19 protein-coding genes and 1 riboswitch are annotated in these 17,772 nt (G+C 63.8%); of the genes, 12 read left to right on the top strand and 7 right to left on the bottom strand.

What is annotated here, in order from left to right; all coding sequences use genetic code 11:
- The first annotated feature begins 27 nt into the window (after positions 1-27).
- Positions 28-102, top strand: a riboswitch (cyclic di-GMP riboswitch).
- Between the two features lie 183 nt (positions 103-285).
- Together AC1DHY_RS07810 and AC1DHY_RS07815 are read left to right on the top strand one after the other, a co-directional pair.
- Positions 286-2,493 carry a diguanylate cyclase domain-containing protein gene (locus AC1DHY_RS07810; RefSeq protein WP_476880157.1) on the top strand — a complete coding sequence of 736 codons (2,208 nt, stop codon included), beginning with the start codon at positions 286-288 and terminating at the stop codon, positions 2,491-2,493.
- Entirely contained in the window at positions 2,469-3,869 is a 1,401-nt protein-coding gene (locus tag AC1DHY_RS07815; RefSeq protein ID WP_476903483.1) for an EAL domain-containing protein, read from the top strand. Before AC1DHY_RS07810 ends, AC1DHY_RS07815 begins: the two co-directional genes overlap by 25 nt.
- 17 nt (positions 3,870-3,886) lie before the next feature.
- Here AC1DHY_RS07815 and AC1DHY_RS07820 read toward each other — a convergent pair whose 3' ends face one another.
- Positions 3,887-5,062 (bottom strand): zinc-dependent alcohol dehydrogenase, encoded by a 1,176-nt coding sequence (locus AC1DHY_RS07820; RefSeq protein WP_476880182.1) that lies wholly within the window; start codon positions 5,060-5,062, stop codon positions 3,887-3,889.
- Between the two features lie 302 nt (positions 5,063-5,364).
- Between AC1DHY_RS07820 and AC1DHY_RS07825 the strand changes: the two genes are divergently transcribed.
- Complete coding sequence (locus tag AC1DHY_RS07825; RefSeq protein ID WP_476880183.1) at positions 5,365-5,580, top strand: hypothetical protein; 216 nt, start codon at positions 5,365-5,367, stop codon at positions 5,578-5,580.
- Positions 5,581-5,649: 69 nt separating this feature from the next.
- Here the strand turns inward: AC1DHY_RS07825 and AC1DHY_RS07830 are convergent, their stop codons facing one another.
- The gene (locus AC1DHY_RS07830; protein WP_476903429.1) at positions 5,650-6,030 is read right to left on the bottom strand and encodes a hypothetical protein; all 381 of its coding nucleotides are present in this window, start codon (positions 6,028-6,030) and stop codon (positions 5,650-5,652) included.
- 244 nt (positions 6,031-6,274) lie between these two features.
- Between AC1DHY_RS07830 and AC1DHY_RS07835 the strand changes: the two genes are divergently transcribed.
- Both AC1DHY_RS07835 and AC1DHY_RS07840 read left to right on the top strand, forming a co-directional pair.
- Positions 6,275-6,580: a hypothetical protein gene (locus AC1DHY_RS07835; protein ID WP_476880186.1), complete on the top strand. Its 306-nt coding sequence runs from the start codon at positions 6,275-6,277 to the stop codon at positions 6,578-6,580.
- Between the two features lie 54 nt (positions 6,581-6,634).
- Positions 6,635-7,168 (top strand): HPP family protein, encoded by a 534-nt coding sequence (locus AC1DHY_RS07840; RefSeq protein WP_476880187.1) that lies wholly within the window; start codon positions 6,635-6,637, stop codon positions 7,166-7,168.
- Positions 7,169-7,249: 81 nt separating this feature from the next.
- Here the strand turns inward: AC1DHY_RS07840 and AC1DHY_RS07845 are convergent, their stop codons facing one another.
- On the bottom strand, positions 7,250-8,608 hold the full coding sequence (locus AC1DHY_RS07845; RefSeq protein ID WP_476903430.1) for an ABC transporter substrate-binding protein: 1,359 nt from the start codon (positions 8,606-8,608) through the stop codon (positions 7,250-7,252).
- A gap of 204 nt (positions 8,609-8,812) precedes the next feature.
- Here AC1DHY_RS07845 and AC1DHY_RS07850 point away from each other — a divergent pair, with 204 nt between their 5' ends.
- The 3 genes from AC1DHY_RS07850 (at position 8,813) to AC1DHY_RS07860 (ending at position 11,012) form a co-directional block, all read left to right on the top strand.
- Positions 8,813-9,778, top strand: coding sequence for a carbohydrate ABC transporter permease (locus AC1DHY_RS07850; protein ID WP_476903431.1), 966 nt, complete (start codon positions 8,813-8,815; stop codon positions 9,776-9,778).
- Entirely contained in the window at positions 9,778-10,722 is a 945-nt protein-coding gene (locus AC1DHY_RS07855) for a carbohydrate ABC transporter permease (protein ID WP_476903432.1), read from the top strand. Before AC1DHY_RS07850 ends, AC1DHY_RS07855 begins: the two co-directional genes overlap by 1 nt.
- Before the next feature lie 125 nt (positions 10,723-10,847).
- A complete protein-coding gene (locus AC1DHY_RS07860) occupies positions 10,848-11,012 on the top strand; it encodes a hypothetical protein (protein WP_476880429.1) in 165 nt (54 codons plus the stop codon).
- A gap of 42 nt (positions 11,013-11,054) precedes the next feature.
- On the opposite strand, the gene AC1DHY_RS07865 is transcribed toward AC1DHY_RS07860, so the two are convergent.
- Positions 11,055-11,810 carry a GAF and ANTAR domain-containing protein gene (locus AC1DHY_RS07865; RefSeq protein WP_476903433.1) on the bottom strand — a complete coding sequence of 252 codons (756 nt, stop codon included), beginning with the start codon at positions 11,808-11,810 and terminating at the stop codon, positions 11,055-11,057.
- A 222-nt stretch (positions 11,811-12,032) separates the two neighbouring features.
- Between AC1DHY_RS07865 and AC1DHY_RS07870 the strand changes: the two genes are divergently transcribed.
- The 4 genes from AC1DHY_RS07870 to AC1DHY_RS07885 all read left to right on the top strand — a co-directional run bounded on the left by AC1DHY_RS07870 (position 12,033) and on the right by AC1DHY_RS07885 (position 14,793).
- A complete protein-coding gene (locus tag AC1DHY_RS07870; protein ID WP_476880431.1) occupies positions 12,033-12,320 on the top strand; it encodes a hypothetical protein in 288 nt (95 codons plus the stop codon).
- Between the two features lie 583 nt (positions 12,321-12,903).
- Positions 12,904-13,491 carry a TMEM175 family protein gene (locus AC1DHY_RS07875; RefSeq protein ID WP_476880432.1) on the top strand — a complete coding sequence of 196 codons (588 nt, stop codon included), beginning with the start codon at positions 12,904-12,906 and terminating at the stop codon, positions 13,489-13,491.
- A gap of 192 nt (positions 13,492-13,683) precedes the next feature.
- Complete coding sequence (locus AC1DHY_RS07880) at positions 13,684-14,247, top strand: dihydrofolate reductase family protein (protein WP_476903434.1); 564 nt, start codon at positions 13,684-13,686, stop codon at positions 14,245-14,247.
- Between the two features lie 102 nt (positions 14,248-14,349).
- The gene (locus tag AC1DHY_RS07885) at positions 14,350-14,793 is read left to right on the top strand and encodes a YdeI/OmpD-associated family protein (RefSeq protein ID WP_476880551.1); all 444 of its coding nucleotides are present in this window, start codon (positions 14,350-14,352) and stop codon (positions 14,791-14,793) included.
- A 193-nt stretch (positions 14,794-14,986) separates the two neighbouring features.
- Here the strand turns inward: AC1DHY_RS07885 and AC1DHY_RS07890 are convergent, their stop codons facing one another.
- From AC1DHY_RS07890 to AC1DHY_RS07900, 3 genes are all read right to left on the bottom strand, one after another.
- Positions 14,987-16,024 (bottom strand): LLM class flavin-dependent oxidoreductase, encoded by a 1,038-nt coding sequence (locus tag AC1DHY_RS07890; RefSeq protein ID WP_476903435.1) that lies wholly within the window; start codon positions 16,022-16,024, stop codon positions 14,987-14,989.
- Between the two features lie 413 nt (positions 16,025-16,437).
- Positions 16,438-16,770, bottom strand: coding sequence for a hypothetical protein (locus tag AC1DHY_RS07895; RefSeq protein WP_476903436.1), 333 nt, complete (start codon positions 16,768-16,770; stop codon positions 16,438-16,440).
- Positions 16,771-16,945: 175 nt separating this feature from the next.
- Entirely contained in the window at positions 16,946-17,233 is a 288-nt protein-coding gene (locus AC1DHY_RS07900) for a DUF6221 family protein (protein ID WP_476880311.1), read from the bottom strand.
- Positions 17,234-17,772 lie beyond the last annotated feature (539 nt).

The raw sequence follows: 17,772 nt of genomic DNA on the forward strand, positions 1-17,772 counted from the left end.
AATATCACCATCGATTGGGCATCCGCTCGTCGAAAAGGGCAAACCCGGTGCGAGCCGGGGACGCAAAGCCACGGGACCCTCGCGGTCAGCCGGGCTACCGAACAGCAAAGGTCAATGGCATGCTCCCTCTGCCCACGTTTAGGCCCCTCCCAGCCCTGCGCGGCCTGGCCGTTGCATCCTACTGCGGCGCCCGCCAGCAGTAAACGTCCCGTTCAGCCAGACGCGTGCGGCTATGACATATCTGCAGCCACGGGCCGAAGACGAGTTTTGGGGGAATTGATGAGTATGACCGGCAATCTGGTACCCGGATCGTCCACGGGTATCACTCGCGTTTTATTGCGGGTTGTTGAAGAGGAGGCCGGTGCGGCTGGTGTCGACCGGATTCTGCACCGGGCCGGACTGAGCGACCGGAGGGACGTGCTCGAAAGTGCTGTGGGGAGAATTTCCTACACGGAAAAGCTGCGGCTCTTCGAAGCGGCCGCCGACGAACTGGCCAACCCCAGGATCGGGCTGCGGCTCGGTGCAACCTACTTTCAGGATCCGGGAATGGAGCGGTGGCGGCACCTGGGCCGTGAATATGGCTCGCCGGCAGTCGCGTTCCGCAGCGTCTCCCCCTTCTCGACGCGGGTTGATTCCGCGACGTTGCTCACGTGCGAACGGTCCGACGACGGCTCGGCGTCAATCAGCTGGAAAGTGCTGCCGCCTTACCAGCCCAACCGGGTCGACTGCGACAGCCAGATCGGCTTCCTCGCCCAGGTACCGGTCCTGTTCGGGTTGGCTCCCGCGCGGGTGGAGCACGGAAAGGGCTGTCAGGCGGACGGCGCAACCGAGTGCCGCTACGACATCAAGTGGGCCGTGTCCCCGCTCCAGCGCCTCAGGTCCCTGCTGCAAAAACCCGCCCGGAGTGAACCACCCGCCGACCACCGCTCGAAGACCGAACACAGGCTGAGGACTCTAGAAGGGGCCGCATCGGACCTCGCGAACAGCGAGTCCCTGGAAGACATTCTTGACCGCATCCTGGACCGAACCGACAGCGCGGTGCACGCACCGGGCCACCTGCTGGCCGTCCGAACACCCGCAGGGGGCCGGCATGTCCGGACGCGTGGATTGGGAGACGTGTTGGCAGCGGCACTGGACGGGACCGGGATCTCGCTTTCCCGCGACTCACCCGCCCTCGACGGGCTGCCTGTGGTGAGTGTTCCAGTCGAGTCCGGAAAGCATTCTTACGGAATCCTGGCCGCCGTGGCGCACAGCGGGCAACAATTCTTTCCCGGTGACACCGAGGCCCTGGCGGCCTACGCACGACACGCCGCCGTCAGCCTCGACATCGCCGGTGTTGTCGCGGAGGCCCGGGAACACGGCGAAACGGCGCGCCTATTGTTGGATGTTTCGAATTCTCTGGCCGAACACTCCACGGTGCCGTCTTTGGCCAATTCCATCGCCGACGCCGTGCCGGCCCTGTCGGGTGCCGACCGGTCGGCGATCGCACTGTGGGATCCCGAGACGGGCCGCGTACGCATAGCAGGCATGAGCGGCTGGCACGGCGGGCTCGCGGACCGGCTGGCCGCATATATCGTCGCCGCCCAGGATAGCCCGGAGCTGACGGAGCTGGTCGCCACGTGCGCACCGATGCTGGTGACCAAGGCCGGGTCGGACTGGGCGCGGGGCATGCTGGAAGAGTTCAACATTTCGGCTCTGGCCGCGGCCCCCATTATGGCCGGGAACCAGCTCGCAGGGATCGTACTGGCGCACTGGGTGGGGCCGGGCCCTGCGAGCCTGGAGGGCTCCGTCAGCGAACGCCTGGGCGGGCTGGCAGCTTTGGCTGCCATCTCGCTGGAAAAGATCCGGCTTCTTGAGGATGCCCGCCGACAGGCCCTGCATGATCCGTTAACCGGTTTGCCCAACAGGGCCCTCCTGGAGGACCGGCTGGAGGCTGCCCTCGCCAGTGCCGCCCGCACGGGAAGCCAGGTGGGCCTTCTCTTCTGCGACGTCAACCGGTTCAAGAGGATCAACGACGGCCTCGGCCACAGCGCCGGCGACACTGTACTCCGGCATATCGCTGCCCAACTGGTGGGCACCGTTCGTGACGGAGCTACCGTGGCCCGGTACAGCGGGGATGAGTTCGTCGTCCTGGTACCCGAGATCGACACGTTGTCGGACCTCGACCGGATTGCCGACGAGATCCGGTCGAGCCTGGCCCACCCGGTTGAGATCGACGGCAGGAAGGTCTTCCTCGACGTCGCCATTGGATGCACGGTGGGCGGCGCCTCCCCTGGCGGTGACCCTGGCTCGCACGCTGAATCGGGCCGGCGTCTGGTCGCGAAAGCGGACTTTGAGATGTACGGGCGAAAGCACGGGCGCGTGGCCACACTCCGCCCAAGGTTCAGCGCCAGGACTACCTGCGGCTCGAGAGCGATCTGCGGGGCGCAGCCGCCCGCGGTGAGCTGCGCGTTCATTTCCAGCCGCAAATTGACACGATCACTAAAGCCGTAGTCGCCGCGGAAGCGCTCGTCCGGTGGGAACACCCCGACCTCGGCTGGCTGGCACCGGGCGAGTTCATTCCGCTGGCCGAAGACAGCAACCTGATCGCCGAGGTCGGCGCCCATGTGCTCTCTGAGGCCTGCCGGACGGGCGCCAGCTGGCAGGCAGCCGGCCACACAATCGATATAGCCGTGAACGTGTCCTCGGCCCAACTCAGCGACGCCGGCTTCCCCGCCCTCGTCCGGGAAACCTTGGCACAAACCGGGTTCACTGCCGCCGCCCTCACCTTGGAGGTCACCGAGTCCCAAGCTATGACCGACTCCCCCGTGAACGACCGCAACCTTCGGGAACTTCGCGAACTCGGCGTGGGAATTTCCATCGACGATTTCGGGACGGGCTTTTCTTCCTTGGCCCAGCTCCACAGGTTGCCGGTCACAGAGGTCAAGATCGACCGGTCGTTCGTCACCCGGCTCGGCGAAGACGGTTCTGACGCCTTCGTCGCCGGAATCCTCGGACTCGCCAGGGGCCTTGGCCTGCTGGTCGTCGCGGAGGGGGTCGAGACGGCTGATCAGCTCTCCGCCCTGACCCGCATGGGCTGCGACCGGGCCCAGGGCTACCTTCTCGGCAAACCCATGGAGGCCCGGGACCTGGAAAAACACCTTGGACGGACGTGTCCCGCCCCGCCCGTCAAAGAACAGGCCACCCCCGCTCCCGTCGGGGTCACCTGGACGCTCACGACCGACGCCAGGGAGGCCCGGCAACTCATTCAAGCAGCCGCCGGAGCAGCCGGCTACAGGGTAGAACCGAGCGAGGGGAACGAACTCCGGCTCCACGTCCCCCGGTCTATCCGCCGCCGTCGTCGTCCTGCGCGGTTGGCCGGTACCGTAACAGCCGCCGGACAGCGCACCGATGTCCGCTGGACTTCGGACGACGCCGGTCCGGAACTCCACGCTGTACTGCTTGAAGCCGAGGAGCATCTTCCGGAGGGGCTCGTGTACTCCCACGGCCTCAAGAACGCAGCGGAACGTGCGGGGCTTAAATTCGACGACAGACACGCCATTCGCCGGATCGTCAACCTCCTGGACGCACACGACGTCGTCCGCGCGGCAGGGCGGGGGCACCTTAACGGCGCCGTCGGCTTCCTCGTCCTCACGCAGACGAGGCTCATCTTCGTCCCGGATGGACCAGACGCCGCCAGTGGGGTCACCGACCTGCCGCAGACCTCGATCGAGTCGATCCAGCTCGGCAAGCGAAGTTCCGGGGAGATCCTGAAAATTTCAGCGGCGGGACGAATCCTGGAGGTCAGCCGGCTCGGGCACGGGGAAGGCCACGGCATAGCAAGAAGCTTCCGGGAGATCGGGGCCGAACGTCAACGCACCCCGGAGTAGCCCACGGCATCATTCCGCTAAGGCTTTAGCACCACTTTGATGCAGCCGTCTTCCTTCTTCTGGAAGAGCTCGTAGGCGGCTGCGGCCCCGTCCAGGGCGACCTCGTGCGTTTTGAGGTCCATGACGCCGAGCGGATCCGCGGGATCCTCCACGAGGGGCAACAGTTCTTCCGTCCACCGGCGGACGTTGCATTGCCCCATCCGGAGTTGGAGCTGCTTGTCGAACATCGTGAGCAGCGGCATCGGACTCGCCGTTCCCCCATACACGCCGCTGAGCGAGACGGCGCCTCCCCGGCGCACCGAATCTATGGCCGCGTGGAGTACGGTCATGCGGTCCACACCCGCGGTTTCCATGGCCTTTTTGGCCAGCGCATCCGGCAGGAGCCCCACAGCATGTTGGGCGAAGGCTCCGACCGGGGAGTGATGGGCCTCCATGCCGACGGCATCGACCACCGCGTCCGGCCCCCGGCCGTCCGTCATGTCGCGGAGCTGCTCGGCGATCTCGTCCGTGAAATCGACGGTTTCCACTCCGTGCCGCTCAGCCATCTGGCGGCGTTCAAGAACAGGCTCGACGGCGATGACCCGCTGGCCCAAGTGGCGGCCCACCCGGCTGGCAAACTGCCCAACCGGGCCCAGGCCGAAGACAGCCAGAGTTCCGCCCGGACGGGGGTCCGCGTATTTCACGCCCTGCCACGCCGTAGGAAGAATGTCCGAGAGGTAGAGATAACGCTCATCGGGGAGTTCCTCCCCCACCTTGATCGGCCCGTAATCCGCGTGCGGAACGCGAAGGTATTCCGCCTGCCCGCCGGGGACCGATCCATAGAGTTCGGAGAACCCGAAGAGGCTCGCGCCGCTGTTGTGGGCATGAACCTGGGTGGTCTCGCACTGGGACTGCAGGCCCTGTTTGCACATCCAGCATTGGCCGCACGAAATGTTGAACGGGATCACAACCCTGTCGCCCGGCTTGAGGTTGGTAACTCCGGAGCCAACTTCTTCAACTACGCCCATAGGTTCGTGGCCCAGGATGTCGCCGGCCTTCATGTACGGCCCGAGGACTTCGTATAGGTGCAGGTCCGAGCCGCAGATCGCCGACGACGTGATTTTGACGACGGCGTCGGTCGGCTCCTGGATCACCGGATCCGGGACGATCTCCACGCTGACGGACCGTTTGCCCTGCCAAGTTAGTGCTCTCATGCTCGCTCCTTCAATCGAAAACGGTGATTGATAAGTATGCTGACCAATTCGATTATGCCCCGACGGAACGTCCGTGTGAAGGACATCCGGATTGTTCGGCCGGAGATGAGCGCCGCCCCTGCGTCGAAGAGTGGCTGCTACGTATTGACCCGGGCGTACCCGCGGAACAGGATGGATTCAGGCCGGAATGGCTGCCGGACAACGGTCCGGCGCAGCAACCTGCCGGGCCAAAACGAGGCATGGCGGGCTTGCCTGGGGATTCTGACGCGAAGGTCCGGCAGCCGACAACGAAAGGGCTTACCGTGAGCGAAACCCCGAACACCGAGAGGCACCACGCCCAGGAACCGGCTGAAGGCGGGACAGATGTTCCGGCCGAGTTCCTGAACGAACGGCAGCACTCCGAAGAGCCTGCGGAGGGAGCCGACGCAGACGAGGCGGCCCCGCGCCGGCCGGCTGACGGCGGCACCGCAGCGCCGGGCTCCCAGGGACCGACGTCGGGGCCGCGCGAGGATTCCTGACGCGAACCGTCCCGGGAGAGCACCGACGGTGAAGACCGGTACCCGGACGGAGCTTGCCTTTCCTCGTTGTTATCCGGCCGCTGTGTCGGTGCCATTTCGGCGTCGGAGTTCCTCGACGGCGAGTTCGAACCAGCTCAACGCACCGAAAGCCGGCCGGACGGAGTCCAGGTGGACGAACAGGGCATCGACCAGTTCTGCCAGCTCTTCATCGGCCAGCGCCCGCACCGTCGGTGCGGGGTCCAGGTTCCCGTCATAGAAGTCGCAGAGGTTACGGCCGTGGAGTCGGCCACGGTTTTCTCCGGCGCCGCCGCTGGCCACGCAGGAAGGTGAGTGCCGGGTATGCCGGCCCAAGCTGATGAGGGCAGCCTTGCCGGCCAAACCCCGGGCCACGAGGGCGCCTGGGTTCCGCTGGGAGCGTTCACCAGGCTCAGCCTGTGGTTGGTGCTCCATGAACCCTCCATCGACTCCGTCGCGTAATTTTTAGCCGGCCCTGCATCCGTGGAACTAAGCCTAGGAAGAGCAGCACGTGAGGACAAGTGCCGTGTTGGGGACATACGGACGCTCGCTGGATCCGCGGGACAAAGCAGCCTCGACGGCCCGGCATACAGGGGTCTGGACGACGGCTTGTCCTGGTGGTACCTCTAATGAGGACCAAGGAATGTGGTCTGGAACTTCACAGATGAGGAGCACTGAGATGGGCGTTGGAGACAGCATCCGCAAGGCAGCAGACGACGCAATGAAAGACCTCGGCGGCAACGCCATGCCACCGGACGACGGTCAGACGCCCGAGCCCGGTGCGGAGTCCGATGGCGTTCAAGTCCATTCATCGATCAGCGAAGGCTCCAACGCCGGCGACGACGCCGGCGACGACGACGGCGGCCGCCCGGCGGATGAGGCCGCCAGGGACTCGCTCGCGGGCGACCTTACCCGCAGCATCGATCCGGACCAGGACGACCCCGGCACGGATCCCTCCGCAGAGGCGCGCCGGACAGGAAATTAGGGCTTCAAATGGTCGCCCGTTTCACCGGGCCGCGAGGAAGGACAAACGTCGCCGTTGAGATTCCCCTTGCTGAAGCGGCTGGCATCCGGCCGGCGGACCGTGGGGCCAGCAGCCTACGCCGCTGTCCTGTCGCTCATCGTCCTGGCCCTGGCCGGCGCAGTCGGTCTGGGCCTGCACCTGCCCTGGCTGTTTCCCAGCCTCGGGCCGACGGTGATGCTCTTCTTCGAGTCCCCCGAGCAGCCTTCGGCCCGGCCGGCCAATACTTTGATAGGACACCTGACCGGCCTGGCCATGGGCATCATTTGCTTCTACGCCCTCGGTCTCCATGGCAGCCCATCGGCACCCGTCGGCGGACTCACACTCCCCTACGTGGTTGCCGGGGCGCTCTCCGTCGCGCTGACGACGCTCGTGCTGACCCTGTTGCGCAAACCGCATCCTCCGGCGGGGGCGACCACGCTGATCGTGAGCCTGGGCATTCTGAGCAGCCCGGCCCAACTGTTGTCCATGGCGGGAGCCATCCTTCTAGTCACCGCGGCCGGCTGGGGCCTCAATGTGTTCCTTGGCACCAAGCCGGCCGCCCGGCATTGAGCCGCAACCGGGGCGGCCGGCACGCGAGGGGGTGCCCGGGACTTGACCCGCCGTCTCCCCTCGCAACAACCCTCGTGTCTTCTAGGAACCAGCCTGGTCAAACGCCCGCTTCGCGGCCGCCTGGGCATCAGCCAGGGCCTTGTCGGGTGCCTTGCTGCCAAGCAAAGCAGCAGCGATGGCGTTGTTGACTTCCGTCTTTATGGTTTGGCCCGCAGGCGATGCCCCAAGGGACTTTCCGGCAGGGACCACCTCGTAGTAGGTGGCAATGGTTTCGTCGAATCCTGCGTTACCGCTGGGCTTCACGTACTTTTCCCGGATCAGCTTGTCCGCCGAGGGTGAGCCAGTGAAGAGGCCGGTGTTTATCCCCCCGGGCGTCGAAGAAATCTTTTCCGCCCTGGCAGCTCCGGCCGCGGACCAGGCATCGTCGGTTACCAACGACGTCATCCACGCGCACGCGGCGTCGGCGTTCTTCGCAGCAGCAGGGATCACGAACGAGGTACCCCCGGCCACGGTGAAAGGCTTCCCGTCTTTGTCTTTAAAGGGAACAGCCGAGATGCTCAACGATTTCGAATACGGCGCGAGGACGTTGACGTACCACTGTGCATCGACCTGTGCACCGACCTGGTTCTTGACGAACTGGTTGTCTTTGCCGAACGTGTCGAACGAGTCACTGAAGCTCTTGGCCTTCGCATAGCCGCCTTGGGCGTCGTAAATTTCCTTAAGGAACGTCAACGCCTGGACGTTAGCGGGATCGTCCAGGGCTGGCGCCCCCTTGTCATCCATGAGTTTGCCGCCCTGGCCGAGGATCCACAGTTCGGCCTGGCCGCCCGCTACCGGGTCGAAGCCAAGGGTTGCCGGATTGTCGCCGTTCGATTTGTGAGCCTTGGCGACGGCGTCCAGCAACTTCTTCTTGTCCGAGGTGTCAATGCTGTCTTTGGATACACCGGCAGCCTCCAGAACATTCTGGTTGAGGATAATAGCGGCGGGCTGGTAGAACTGCGGCACGGCCCATATCTTGTCCTGATAGGTGACCTGCTGGGTCACGGCCGGATAGAACTGCTTGGCCGGATCCATGCCATGGGCCTTAAGGCATCCATCCAGAGGCTTAATAAGGCCCTTTGCGGCGTACGTGGCGACGAAGGCTCTGTCCATTTGGACGACGTCGGGAACGTCACCGCTGGCGGCTCGCGTCGTGAATTTCTGGGCGTCGAACGGGGTTTGATCCATGGTGATTTTGACGTCCCCGAGCTGCTCGGCCGCATATTTCATCCGGGCTTTACCCACATCGTCCGCGTTGTCGAAGGCCCATGCGTTCAAAGTCCCCGAGGACTCTTTCTTGAATTCCGTTGTCTCCCCGGGTGCGGCACTGCCGCTGCCGCACCCTGTCAGCCCCAGGGCGACCACGGCCAGAACCACCGAGCTCTTCTCCCACACACGCATTTGCATCCTCCCCAGTTTCCGCTTCATTGACTTCGCAGCTAGGAATTCTTCGGCGAAACGCCCCCGTAACTGCCACATTGTAAGTAAGCTTGCTAAATCGAAAGTTAGCCGAAGCAACCGACTGACGCAAGAGGTCGCCCACGCGCTGTTTGCGGGCGGCGGAACGCTGATTCGAGCCTAAGAATCAGGGATTGGGGGCCAGCGATGACCGCAAGCGCATCCGGCAAGGTCGTGCCACCAAAGGCAAAGCGCGGCGCTCGTCCGGGACGTCAGAAATACAACCGCCGCGAAGCGGTGGCGGGCTATTTGTTCATTGCGCCGTGGCTCGTAGGGTTTGTCGTGTTCATGCTCGGCGCCATGGCATACAGCTTGGTCATTTCCTTCAGCCGGTACAACCTCGCCACCAACGTGGCGCGGCCAGCCGGGACAGCAAACTACGCGCAACTCTTCGAGGATCCCAAGGTTGCTTCCTCACTAGCCAATACGCTGTTTTACGCTGTGTTGGCGGTGCCGTTGGAGATCTGCGTGGCCTTGGGGCTCGCGCTCCTGCTGAACCGGGTCGGGCGCGGCGCCGGTTTCTTTCGCACCGTCTACTACCTCCCCAAAATGACGCCATCAGTCGCCACCGCCGCAGTCTTCCTTCTGCTGTTGAACGGGAATACCGGAGCCATCAATCAGGCGCTTGGATTCTTCGGAATCACCGGACCCCAGTGGCTGATTGATCCGGCTTGGGTAAAGCCCTCAATCGTCCTCATGACCCTGTGGGGAGTCAGCGGCACGATGGTTATCTTCCTGGCGGCGCTCAAGAGCGTCCCGAAGGACCTTTACGAGGTGGCGTCCCTGGACGGCGCAGGTCCCGTCCGTCAATTTTTCTCCATAACGGTCCCCATGATTTCGGGAGCCATCTTCTTCAACGTGATTGTACTGACGATTGCGGCGCTGCAGATCTTCGATCAGGCTTATCTTCTTTTCTGGCGCGACCAGACCAGCACGGCCCCCGAGGCGTCGCTGTTTTACGGCATCTACCTCTTCCAGCAGGCGTTCCGGGAGTTCAACTTCGGGTTCGCCGCCGCCATGGCCTGGGTGCTGTTCGTCTTCATCCTGCTGATCAGCCTTATCCAGGTGAAAATCGGGAATCGGTTCGTCTACTACGAGGGGGAAAAACGCTGATGGCGACACTACGGACACAAGCCACGGCCGAACCGGCCGCCGCTGCAGAGACTTCGGTCGTTTCCTCCGGCGGCCGGCGACCCCCACGGAGGGCGCGGGGTGCACGTCCTGCGGCGGCCAGGTTGGCGCTTTGGACGATCTTGATCGTGATCAGCGGTGCTTTTCTCTACCCGCTGGTGTGGCTTATCGCGGCCAGCCTAAAGCCGCGCTCGGAAGTGTTCGACAATGCGCTGATCCCCCGCACGTTCTCACCGCAAAACTATCTGCAGGTTTGGGACCAGCTACCGCTGGTTCACTGGGTGGTCAACAGCTTCCTCATCGCAGTGCTGGCCGCCACCCTCGTCACGGTTTCCAGCGCTATGGTCGCGTTCGGTTTCGCCTACTTCCGCTTCCCCGGCCGCAGTTTCCTTTTCGGACTTGTGCTGGCCACCATGATGCTTCCGGGTGCCGTCACGATGGTCCCGCAGTACCTGATTTGGAAGAACCTGGGGGTTCTTGGCACCTGGATTCCTCTCTTCGGAATGAACCTATTCGGCTCGGCCTTCTACATTTTCCTGCAGCGGCAGTTCTTCCTCGGGCTCCCCCGCGAACTGTTCGAGGCGGCCCGAATCGACGGGGCCAGCTACTTCGGACTTTTCCGGCGGATAGCCCTGCCGCTGTCCATCCCGTCGCTGGTGGTGATCTTCATCTTCGAGTTCCAAGCGAGCTGGAACAATCTTCAGTCCGCGCTAATCTACCTGAACGCCGGTTCCGTCGAAGGCTTCACCGCGCCCTTGGGGATCGCCTACGCGATGACCAAGTACAGCCCCACCAACGGCGGCCAGGGCGACTACCAGTACGTGATGGTCGCAACGCTGCTCATTACATTGCCGATGCTGGTCCTGTTCGCCTTTGGCCAACGTCATTTTATCGAGGGCGTAGCCACAGAGGGCAGGAAAGGCTGACAAGGGGCCTGGGATAAGCGAGGGTGGACCTCGGAGACTACCGCGGAGTTGCCCCACCGGAGCCCGGCACCAGCTGTATACGAAAAACCATCGACACCTTTGCAACCGGCACCTACCGTGGTGCCATGGACATACGACCGACGAACGACCCACCTGATCCGGACCACGCAACCGCCGGCGATGAGGTGCCGGCCGATGCATTTTCCCCGGTGGTCGACCCCGATCTCACACCGGGCCCCTCTCCCGACGAGAAGCAGGCGCAGAGCCCGCATGACGAGGAACAGGCATAACAACTGCAACGGGCGCGGGGCGCTGCCTTTAGCCGCGCCGCCCTAGTCAAAGTGCGTGGTGACTTTTCCTCCGCCCGCGGATTCGACGACGGAAGCTGCTACATCGCGGAGCTTCAGGTTGCGGTGGTTCGAGGCAGACTTGATTAGATCAAACGCCTCCTGTTGCGTGCACCGGTTCTGCGCGATGATGACGCCAACAGCCATGTCGATCACCGTGCGCGACGTCATCGCCAGCCGCAGGCTCTCGGCTGCTTGGCTGTGCTGAGAGAGCAACACCGCCAATCTCAGGCCCTTGGAGGCTTGAGAGACGAACTCCTGGGCAAGGTTTACCGCTCCGCCGCCAAACGCGTTGGCTTTTTCCGAATAAAGGTTTAATCCCGCGCGGACCGTGTTGTCAGGGAGGTGAAACGGGACGGCGAGGATGGATCTGATGCCGTTAGCGGTGGCAATGGCGTTGTAGTTCGGGAAAGTCTCGTCACCGGCCAAGTCTGGAATGTGGACCAGCAATTGCCTGCGGCTGGCCATCAAACATGGTCCCTCATCGAGCTGGTACTGCAGCTCGTCGAGCTTGAGTGCCTTTTCACCGCTGCTGGCCACCGTTCCCGCCGAGCCGTGACGTAACAACGTAATTCCGCAGAACACCTCATTGCTGCCCGAGGACAGATTGGCAGCGGCATAACAGGCAAGCTCATCGAGGAAATCCGCAACATCCTGAGTCGCCAGGAGCAAGTCCTGAATTTCCGCGACCACCGGTTCCCGCCGGTCGTCGATCGGGCCGGGCATACTCGTCGGTTCCATACCTAACTATGTACCCCTCTAAGACCGGGCGGGCTACCCCGCGGACCTCAAGACCGGCACTCCGCCTGCGCCGACCGGACCCTGGATGCTGGACCCCGCCCCCACAACGCACTGTGGGCTACGAGTGTGACCTAAGTTACTTCCGCGTACAAAAGTGGTGCCCTACGATATTTTTTGGGTCAAGGCGCGGCCCGTTCGTTTTTCGTAGAGAGCTTCAGATCTATGACTACCGGCAAACTCAGCGTCACGATCTCAGTGGACCTCGACGCTTCGACTGTCACGATCCGCCCGGTTGGCACGCTGACCACGCGCAACATCCAAGTCCTCCTCACCCTTCGCCACCGGGCTGAGCGCGTCCTCCCCCAGTGCGAGGTCGACCTTGACAGCAGTCAACTTCGGTACGACGCGGCGGGCACCCTGGACGCCCTGGCCAGCTCTGGACTCCATCCGGGCGCCATGCGGCACAGCGGCAGCAACAGGTCTCAGCCCACCCTGAGGCAGGCCGCATGAACGCCATCCGTACAAGCGCCTGCGACCGTACCGTGCACTCGTATACCGGTTGGGCCGCCCTGCCGCCGCGCGAACTGACCGCACTACGACAAGCTGCGCTCACTGCGAACGGCACAGAAAACCCGGCTCTGGTATCTGAGCTTCTCGCACTGATCGACCGGGAATTAGCCAAAAGGGGGCCGAGACTCCCCCGCTCCCCACACCGGCTCTAACCGCGCCCCAGGCACCTGAAGATATGGCCGTCCATTGGGGGACGGCCATATCCCGGGAACCGCAACGCTGCATTTACGCATTCAAAAGCAGCCGCACCGTGGCCACCCCACGAGATCGCGCGGGAGATAACGGGCAACATACCGCTCCGAGCTGCCGCCTTGGACGGCGTGGGCAGGCCGAACACCGCGAACAGGGACCTGCATCGATGCGAAGCCGGCCCTACGGTATTGGTTGCCGCGGCCGCAGCGTCCGGGTAGATTTCAAGGAGTTCGCTCCTCAGTGGAGGCCAGCCGCAGCCTGGCCGGCCCTCGGCGCCTTCCGGCGTTGTTCGATCGGACCGCATTCTCGGGTACTTGATGGAATTCTCAGCATGAACAAAAACCGCCTCGAGGCCTTCAGCGACGGCGTGCTCGCCATCATCATTACGATCATGGTCCTGGAGTTGCGGGTACCCCTCGAGCCGAGCTGGGCGGGATTGGCGGACGTGCTGCCCACGTTCTTGAGCTATCTCCTAAGCTTCATATACGTGGGGATCTACTGGAACAACCATCACCACATGATCCACCTCGCTGAAAAGGTCAACGGATCCATCCTGTGGGCCAATCTGCATCTTCTGTTTTGGCTGTCCTTGTTTCCATTCACCACGCGCTGGATGGATGAGTTCGTTTTTGCTCAGGTGCCAGTATTGGTTTATGGACTCAATTTGTTCTGTGCCGCCGTCGCCTATTTTGTTCTGCAACAGTCTCTGATCCGCCAACAGGGGCACGAAGGCGCCCTCTCACGAGCCGTGGGGCGCGATTGGAAAGGCAAAGCCTCACCCCTGATCTACCTCCTTGGCATGGCTTTAGCGACGCTGCAACCGTTGCTGGGCCTCGGGCTCTATACCGTTGCAGCCCTGCTCTGGCTGGTTCCGGACCGCCGTATGGAGCATGTCCTCAAGACCACGAGCCAGGCCTAACTGCTGAACGAAAAAAGCCATGGCGTCGACGATCAAAAATAGGTCCCCTGTCCTCCGCTCGTCCTTATCCTTGCGGCGACTTTCGCACGACGGCTGTCCCGCCATCAGAGCAGCCAACTGGAAACCGTTCACGAGCGTATTCCATTCATATAGGTCTTTACGACGTCGACCTCCCGATGGAAAGCTGGCGCCATGCGGAACCTCATTTTCGCCATGAACGTGACCCTCGACGGCTATATCGCCGCACCTGGCGATGACATCGGTTGGGGCGTGCAAAGCGACGAGCTCTTCCAGTGGTGGCTGGACGTGGAGCTGGCCAACAGCCTGTCCCTGTACGGGCGAAAGCTCTGGACCGTCATGAGTTCCCACTGGCCCACCGGCGACCAGCAGCCCAACGCCACCTCCGCGGAGATCGAATTTGCGCGGAACTGGCGGGACACACCGAAGGTGGTGTTCTCCTCGACGATCGACACGGTCAACTGGAATGCCCGCCTGGTCACCCGCGACGCGGTCGCCGAGATCACCCGGCTCAAGGCCGACGACGGCGGTCCGATGAGCATCGGGGGCGCAACCCTGGCCGCGGCGGCCATGCGGGCCGGGCTCATCGATGAGTACGCACTGGTCACCCATCCTGTCCTGGTGGGCGGCGGCACACCGTTCTTTACCGCACTGGACAGCCGGGTGAACCTGAACCTGGTCGAGCAAAAGACGTTTCCCGGCGGTGTCGCCATGAGTAGGTATGAGGCTAGGCGCTGAGCGCAATCCCGAAAAGCGCCGTCGCCCGTCTGGACAACAGCCGCCACTTCCCTGGCCTGCGCGGCGCCGCGCTATCGAAATTACCGGAGGCATACTGTGATCATGAAGTTCACCACAACCATCCTAGGTAGCGGCAACAAGGCGGGCATCGAAGTCCCCGAGGAAATCGTCAGCGCTCTGGGCGCGGGCAGGAGACCGCCGGTCGTCGTCACCATCAACGGGGCAAGCTACAACAGCAGCATCGCAGTGATGGGCGGCCGCAACATGGTCGGCGTCAGCGCCGTAAACCGGACACTCACCGGAGTATCTGCCGGCGACACCGTCGAGGTCGATCTCGCGCTGGACCTCCAGCCGCGCGTCGTCGACGTTCCAGCTGACCTTGCCGCCGCTCTGGAATCGGAGCCCGAGGCGAACGCGTTCTTTGCGACACTGAACTACAGCAGCCAGCGGCGCTACGTTGAACCGCTCGCGGCCGCTAAAACAGCAGAGACCCGCTCCCGCCGAGTCGCCAAGGTGGTGACCGACCTTCTGGCCGGCAAGAAGTAGCCCGTCTGTATCCTCGGCCGCGAACGCCGCCGAAGACCAATGGCGCCTCGCCCGACCCTAACGGGAACCGTCGAAACGACGACACGGTCTCCGCTGGAGTTCATGAAAGGCGGCCGCCGGCCGGCCCGGCCGCCGTGACCGGAGCCCGTGCCGGCCCCGCTGGGTAGTCTGCTAGGGGAACCTGACGCGTGGGTCAGCGCCAGCCGAGCTGCGGCGCCACGTACTTCAGGATCGACTCGATGACGTGGGCGTTGTAGTCGACACCGAGCTGGTTCGGGACCGTGAGCAGAAGGGTGTCTGCCGCGGCGATCGCCTCGTCCTCGGCCAGCTTCGCGGCCAGTTCGTCCGGGGCACCCGCGTACGATCGGCCAAAAACCGCGCGCGTTTTCTCGTCGATGTTGCCCACTTGGTCGGAGCTGTGGCGGTCGCGGCCGAAGTATTGCCAGTCGCGGTCGTCCGTCAGTGCAAAGATGCTGCGACTGACCGAGACGCGCGGCTCCCGTTTGTGCCCCGCATCCTTCCAGGCCTGCCGGTAGAGCTCGATCTGCTCGGCCTGCTGGACGTGGAAGGGCTTGCCGCTCTCGTCGTCCTTAAGCGTGGAGCTCTGCAGGTTCATCCCGAGCTTCGCCGCCCAGATGGCCGTGGCGTTAGAGCCGGAACCCCACCAGATGCGCTCACGCAAGCCCTCTGAGTGCGGCTCCACGCGTAGCAGGCCCGGAGGGTTCGGGAACATTGGGCGGGGGCTCGGCGCCGCGAAACCCTCGCCAGCGAGCACGTCGAGCAGACGCTCAGTGTGTCTGCGGCCCATATCGGCGTCCGACTCGCCCTCAGCGGGGACGAAGCCGAAGTGACGCCACCCGTCGATGACCTGCTCGGGTGAGCCCCTGCTGATGCCCAACTGCAGCCGGCCACCAGAGATCAGGTCGGCCGCGCCGGCGTCCTCCGCCATGTAGAGCGGGTTCTCGTATCGCATGTCGATCACGCCGGTACCGATGTCTATGCGGCTTGTCCGTGCCCCAATCGCAGCGAGCAACGGGAACGGGGAGGCGTATTGCTGCGCGAAGTGATGGACCCGGAAGTAGGCTCCGTCCGCACCCAGCTCCTCGGCCGCGACCGCGAGGTCGATCGCTTGCAACAGCGCTTCCGACGCGTTGCGCGTGCCGGACTCCGGGTGGTCGGTCCAATGGCCGAAGGACAGGAAACCGATGTTTTTCACACCCAAAAAGAACATAGCGGCGGGGGTTCTTATTCCCGCGGGCCCCAGTTCGCGCCCCTCCCGCGGCACGGACCGACTCCGCGCCTGCCGCCGTTGCGGCCCGTCCGCCGCTTCCCACGGGGTCATTGGCAGGAGAGGCCGGGGGCCTTGCGGGCCTCCGTGGTCGGGGCGTTCGACGGCCGCGGGGCGCTGGCCGGTTCCAGCGCCCTGATCAAGGCACGGGGCTCCGGGAGGCTTACCAGCGCGCAAGAGGCGATCCTGGGGCTTTAATCCTGGTCTACGTCACATATCAGTACGGGTTGGAGCGTCTAAAGAGCCCGCACGCCTGCGCCGCCACCGAGGGTGTGCTCGACTCCGTCCAAGAGGATTGCCGTTTCGCTGCCACCGGCGATCGTGGCACGACCTTTCCGTGACACCTTTTGTAACTGTCAGGGCACGTCGGCAGTCGCGGACGCAACGGCAGGACCCGCTCCTGTCTGTGGCGAAGGTTGCAGATCGGTCCGGGCCAGAAGAGCGGCAACAACTTCGGCGACGAGATCTTCCTTGTCGCGCTTCTCGGCGTCTTCCGCCTGCGCGACTTCCACCCGTGCGGCTTGCCACGCCGACCAATGGCCGGAAACGAGCGCCCACAGCGACAGCGCCGAAACATAGGTCACGGAATCAAGCCAACCCATCATCAGCGAGACGGGGATCATCAGGATCCAAAAAACAGCGAGCCAGCCGTTGACCCGTCGCATGAAGATCGGGTCGCCCTGCACCATGGCCCACAAGCTTTTTACCGGCCCCAAGATCGTCCTCCTAAGGAATTTCGCGGGACAGCCCCGCCGACCGGGACGTTAGCGCGGCTTTCTGGGAAAAACCTGAATAGCTGGGGCCCGGACCTATCCGCTTCGACCCCTTCGTTACCCTTTCGAGCTGAAGCAGGGCGGCGGCAACCTAGTCCCGCCAGTCGGTCGGGAAGTCCGGGTGATTCCTGTACGCGGCGGCGAGGATACCTAGGGCGCCCCGTCGCGCCACTGCCATGCTGTCCATTGCTTCAGCGGCCGAAGAGATCCCAGCCTCCTCCGCAGCCTGCTTCCAGTCCTCGATGATTGCGCGCTTTTGGGCGCACTCCGCTAGCAGGCGCCGCGTGAGACGCGCCGCCGAAGGAGAACCCGCTTCGGCATGCGCGAGGCGGGCTTCTTCCTCGTCGATACGGTCCTCCAGGAATTCAACGATGCGCACCGGTGAATTTTGCCACATCCGGGTGCGCTCCGACGCACCGGCCACAATGGCCCGGAGCAACCGGGGGACGATGCCAACCGTTCGATCTGGGGGTTGACCCGCAATTACGCCGGCTGTACGTTGATCCGAGTTCTTCCACCCCCCAATGGCGGGAGAACGCCCCGAAGACGTCCCCGCACGTATGGTCGCGCCGACCGGTGCGGGGGCGTTTTTCGGCAGCCGTGGCGTTTTCCTCTCACCCCACAGCAAGTGCCTGCTTAGACCAGGGCCTCCAGGGATCCGACCCAGGGCTACTGTCCGTCCCGGCTCAGGCAAGCTCAGCGCTCTCTGTCCGGCATCGGCGTTCGGTAGGACAATTAATTGCGGTCCTGGGGCGACCCATTTGCATCGGAGACGACCATGCTCAATTCACTGCTCTGTCGGTTCAATATTCGGCACGATTGGCACACCGAACACGCCGACGATGGCACGCTGTATAGGCGGTGCCGACGTTGCGGCAAGGATGACGACGGAGGAGGCACCGGTAAGCCCAACCCCGG

This window comes from Arthrobacter sp. 05L44, assembly GCF_056397605.1.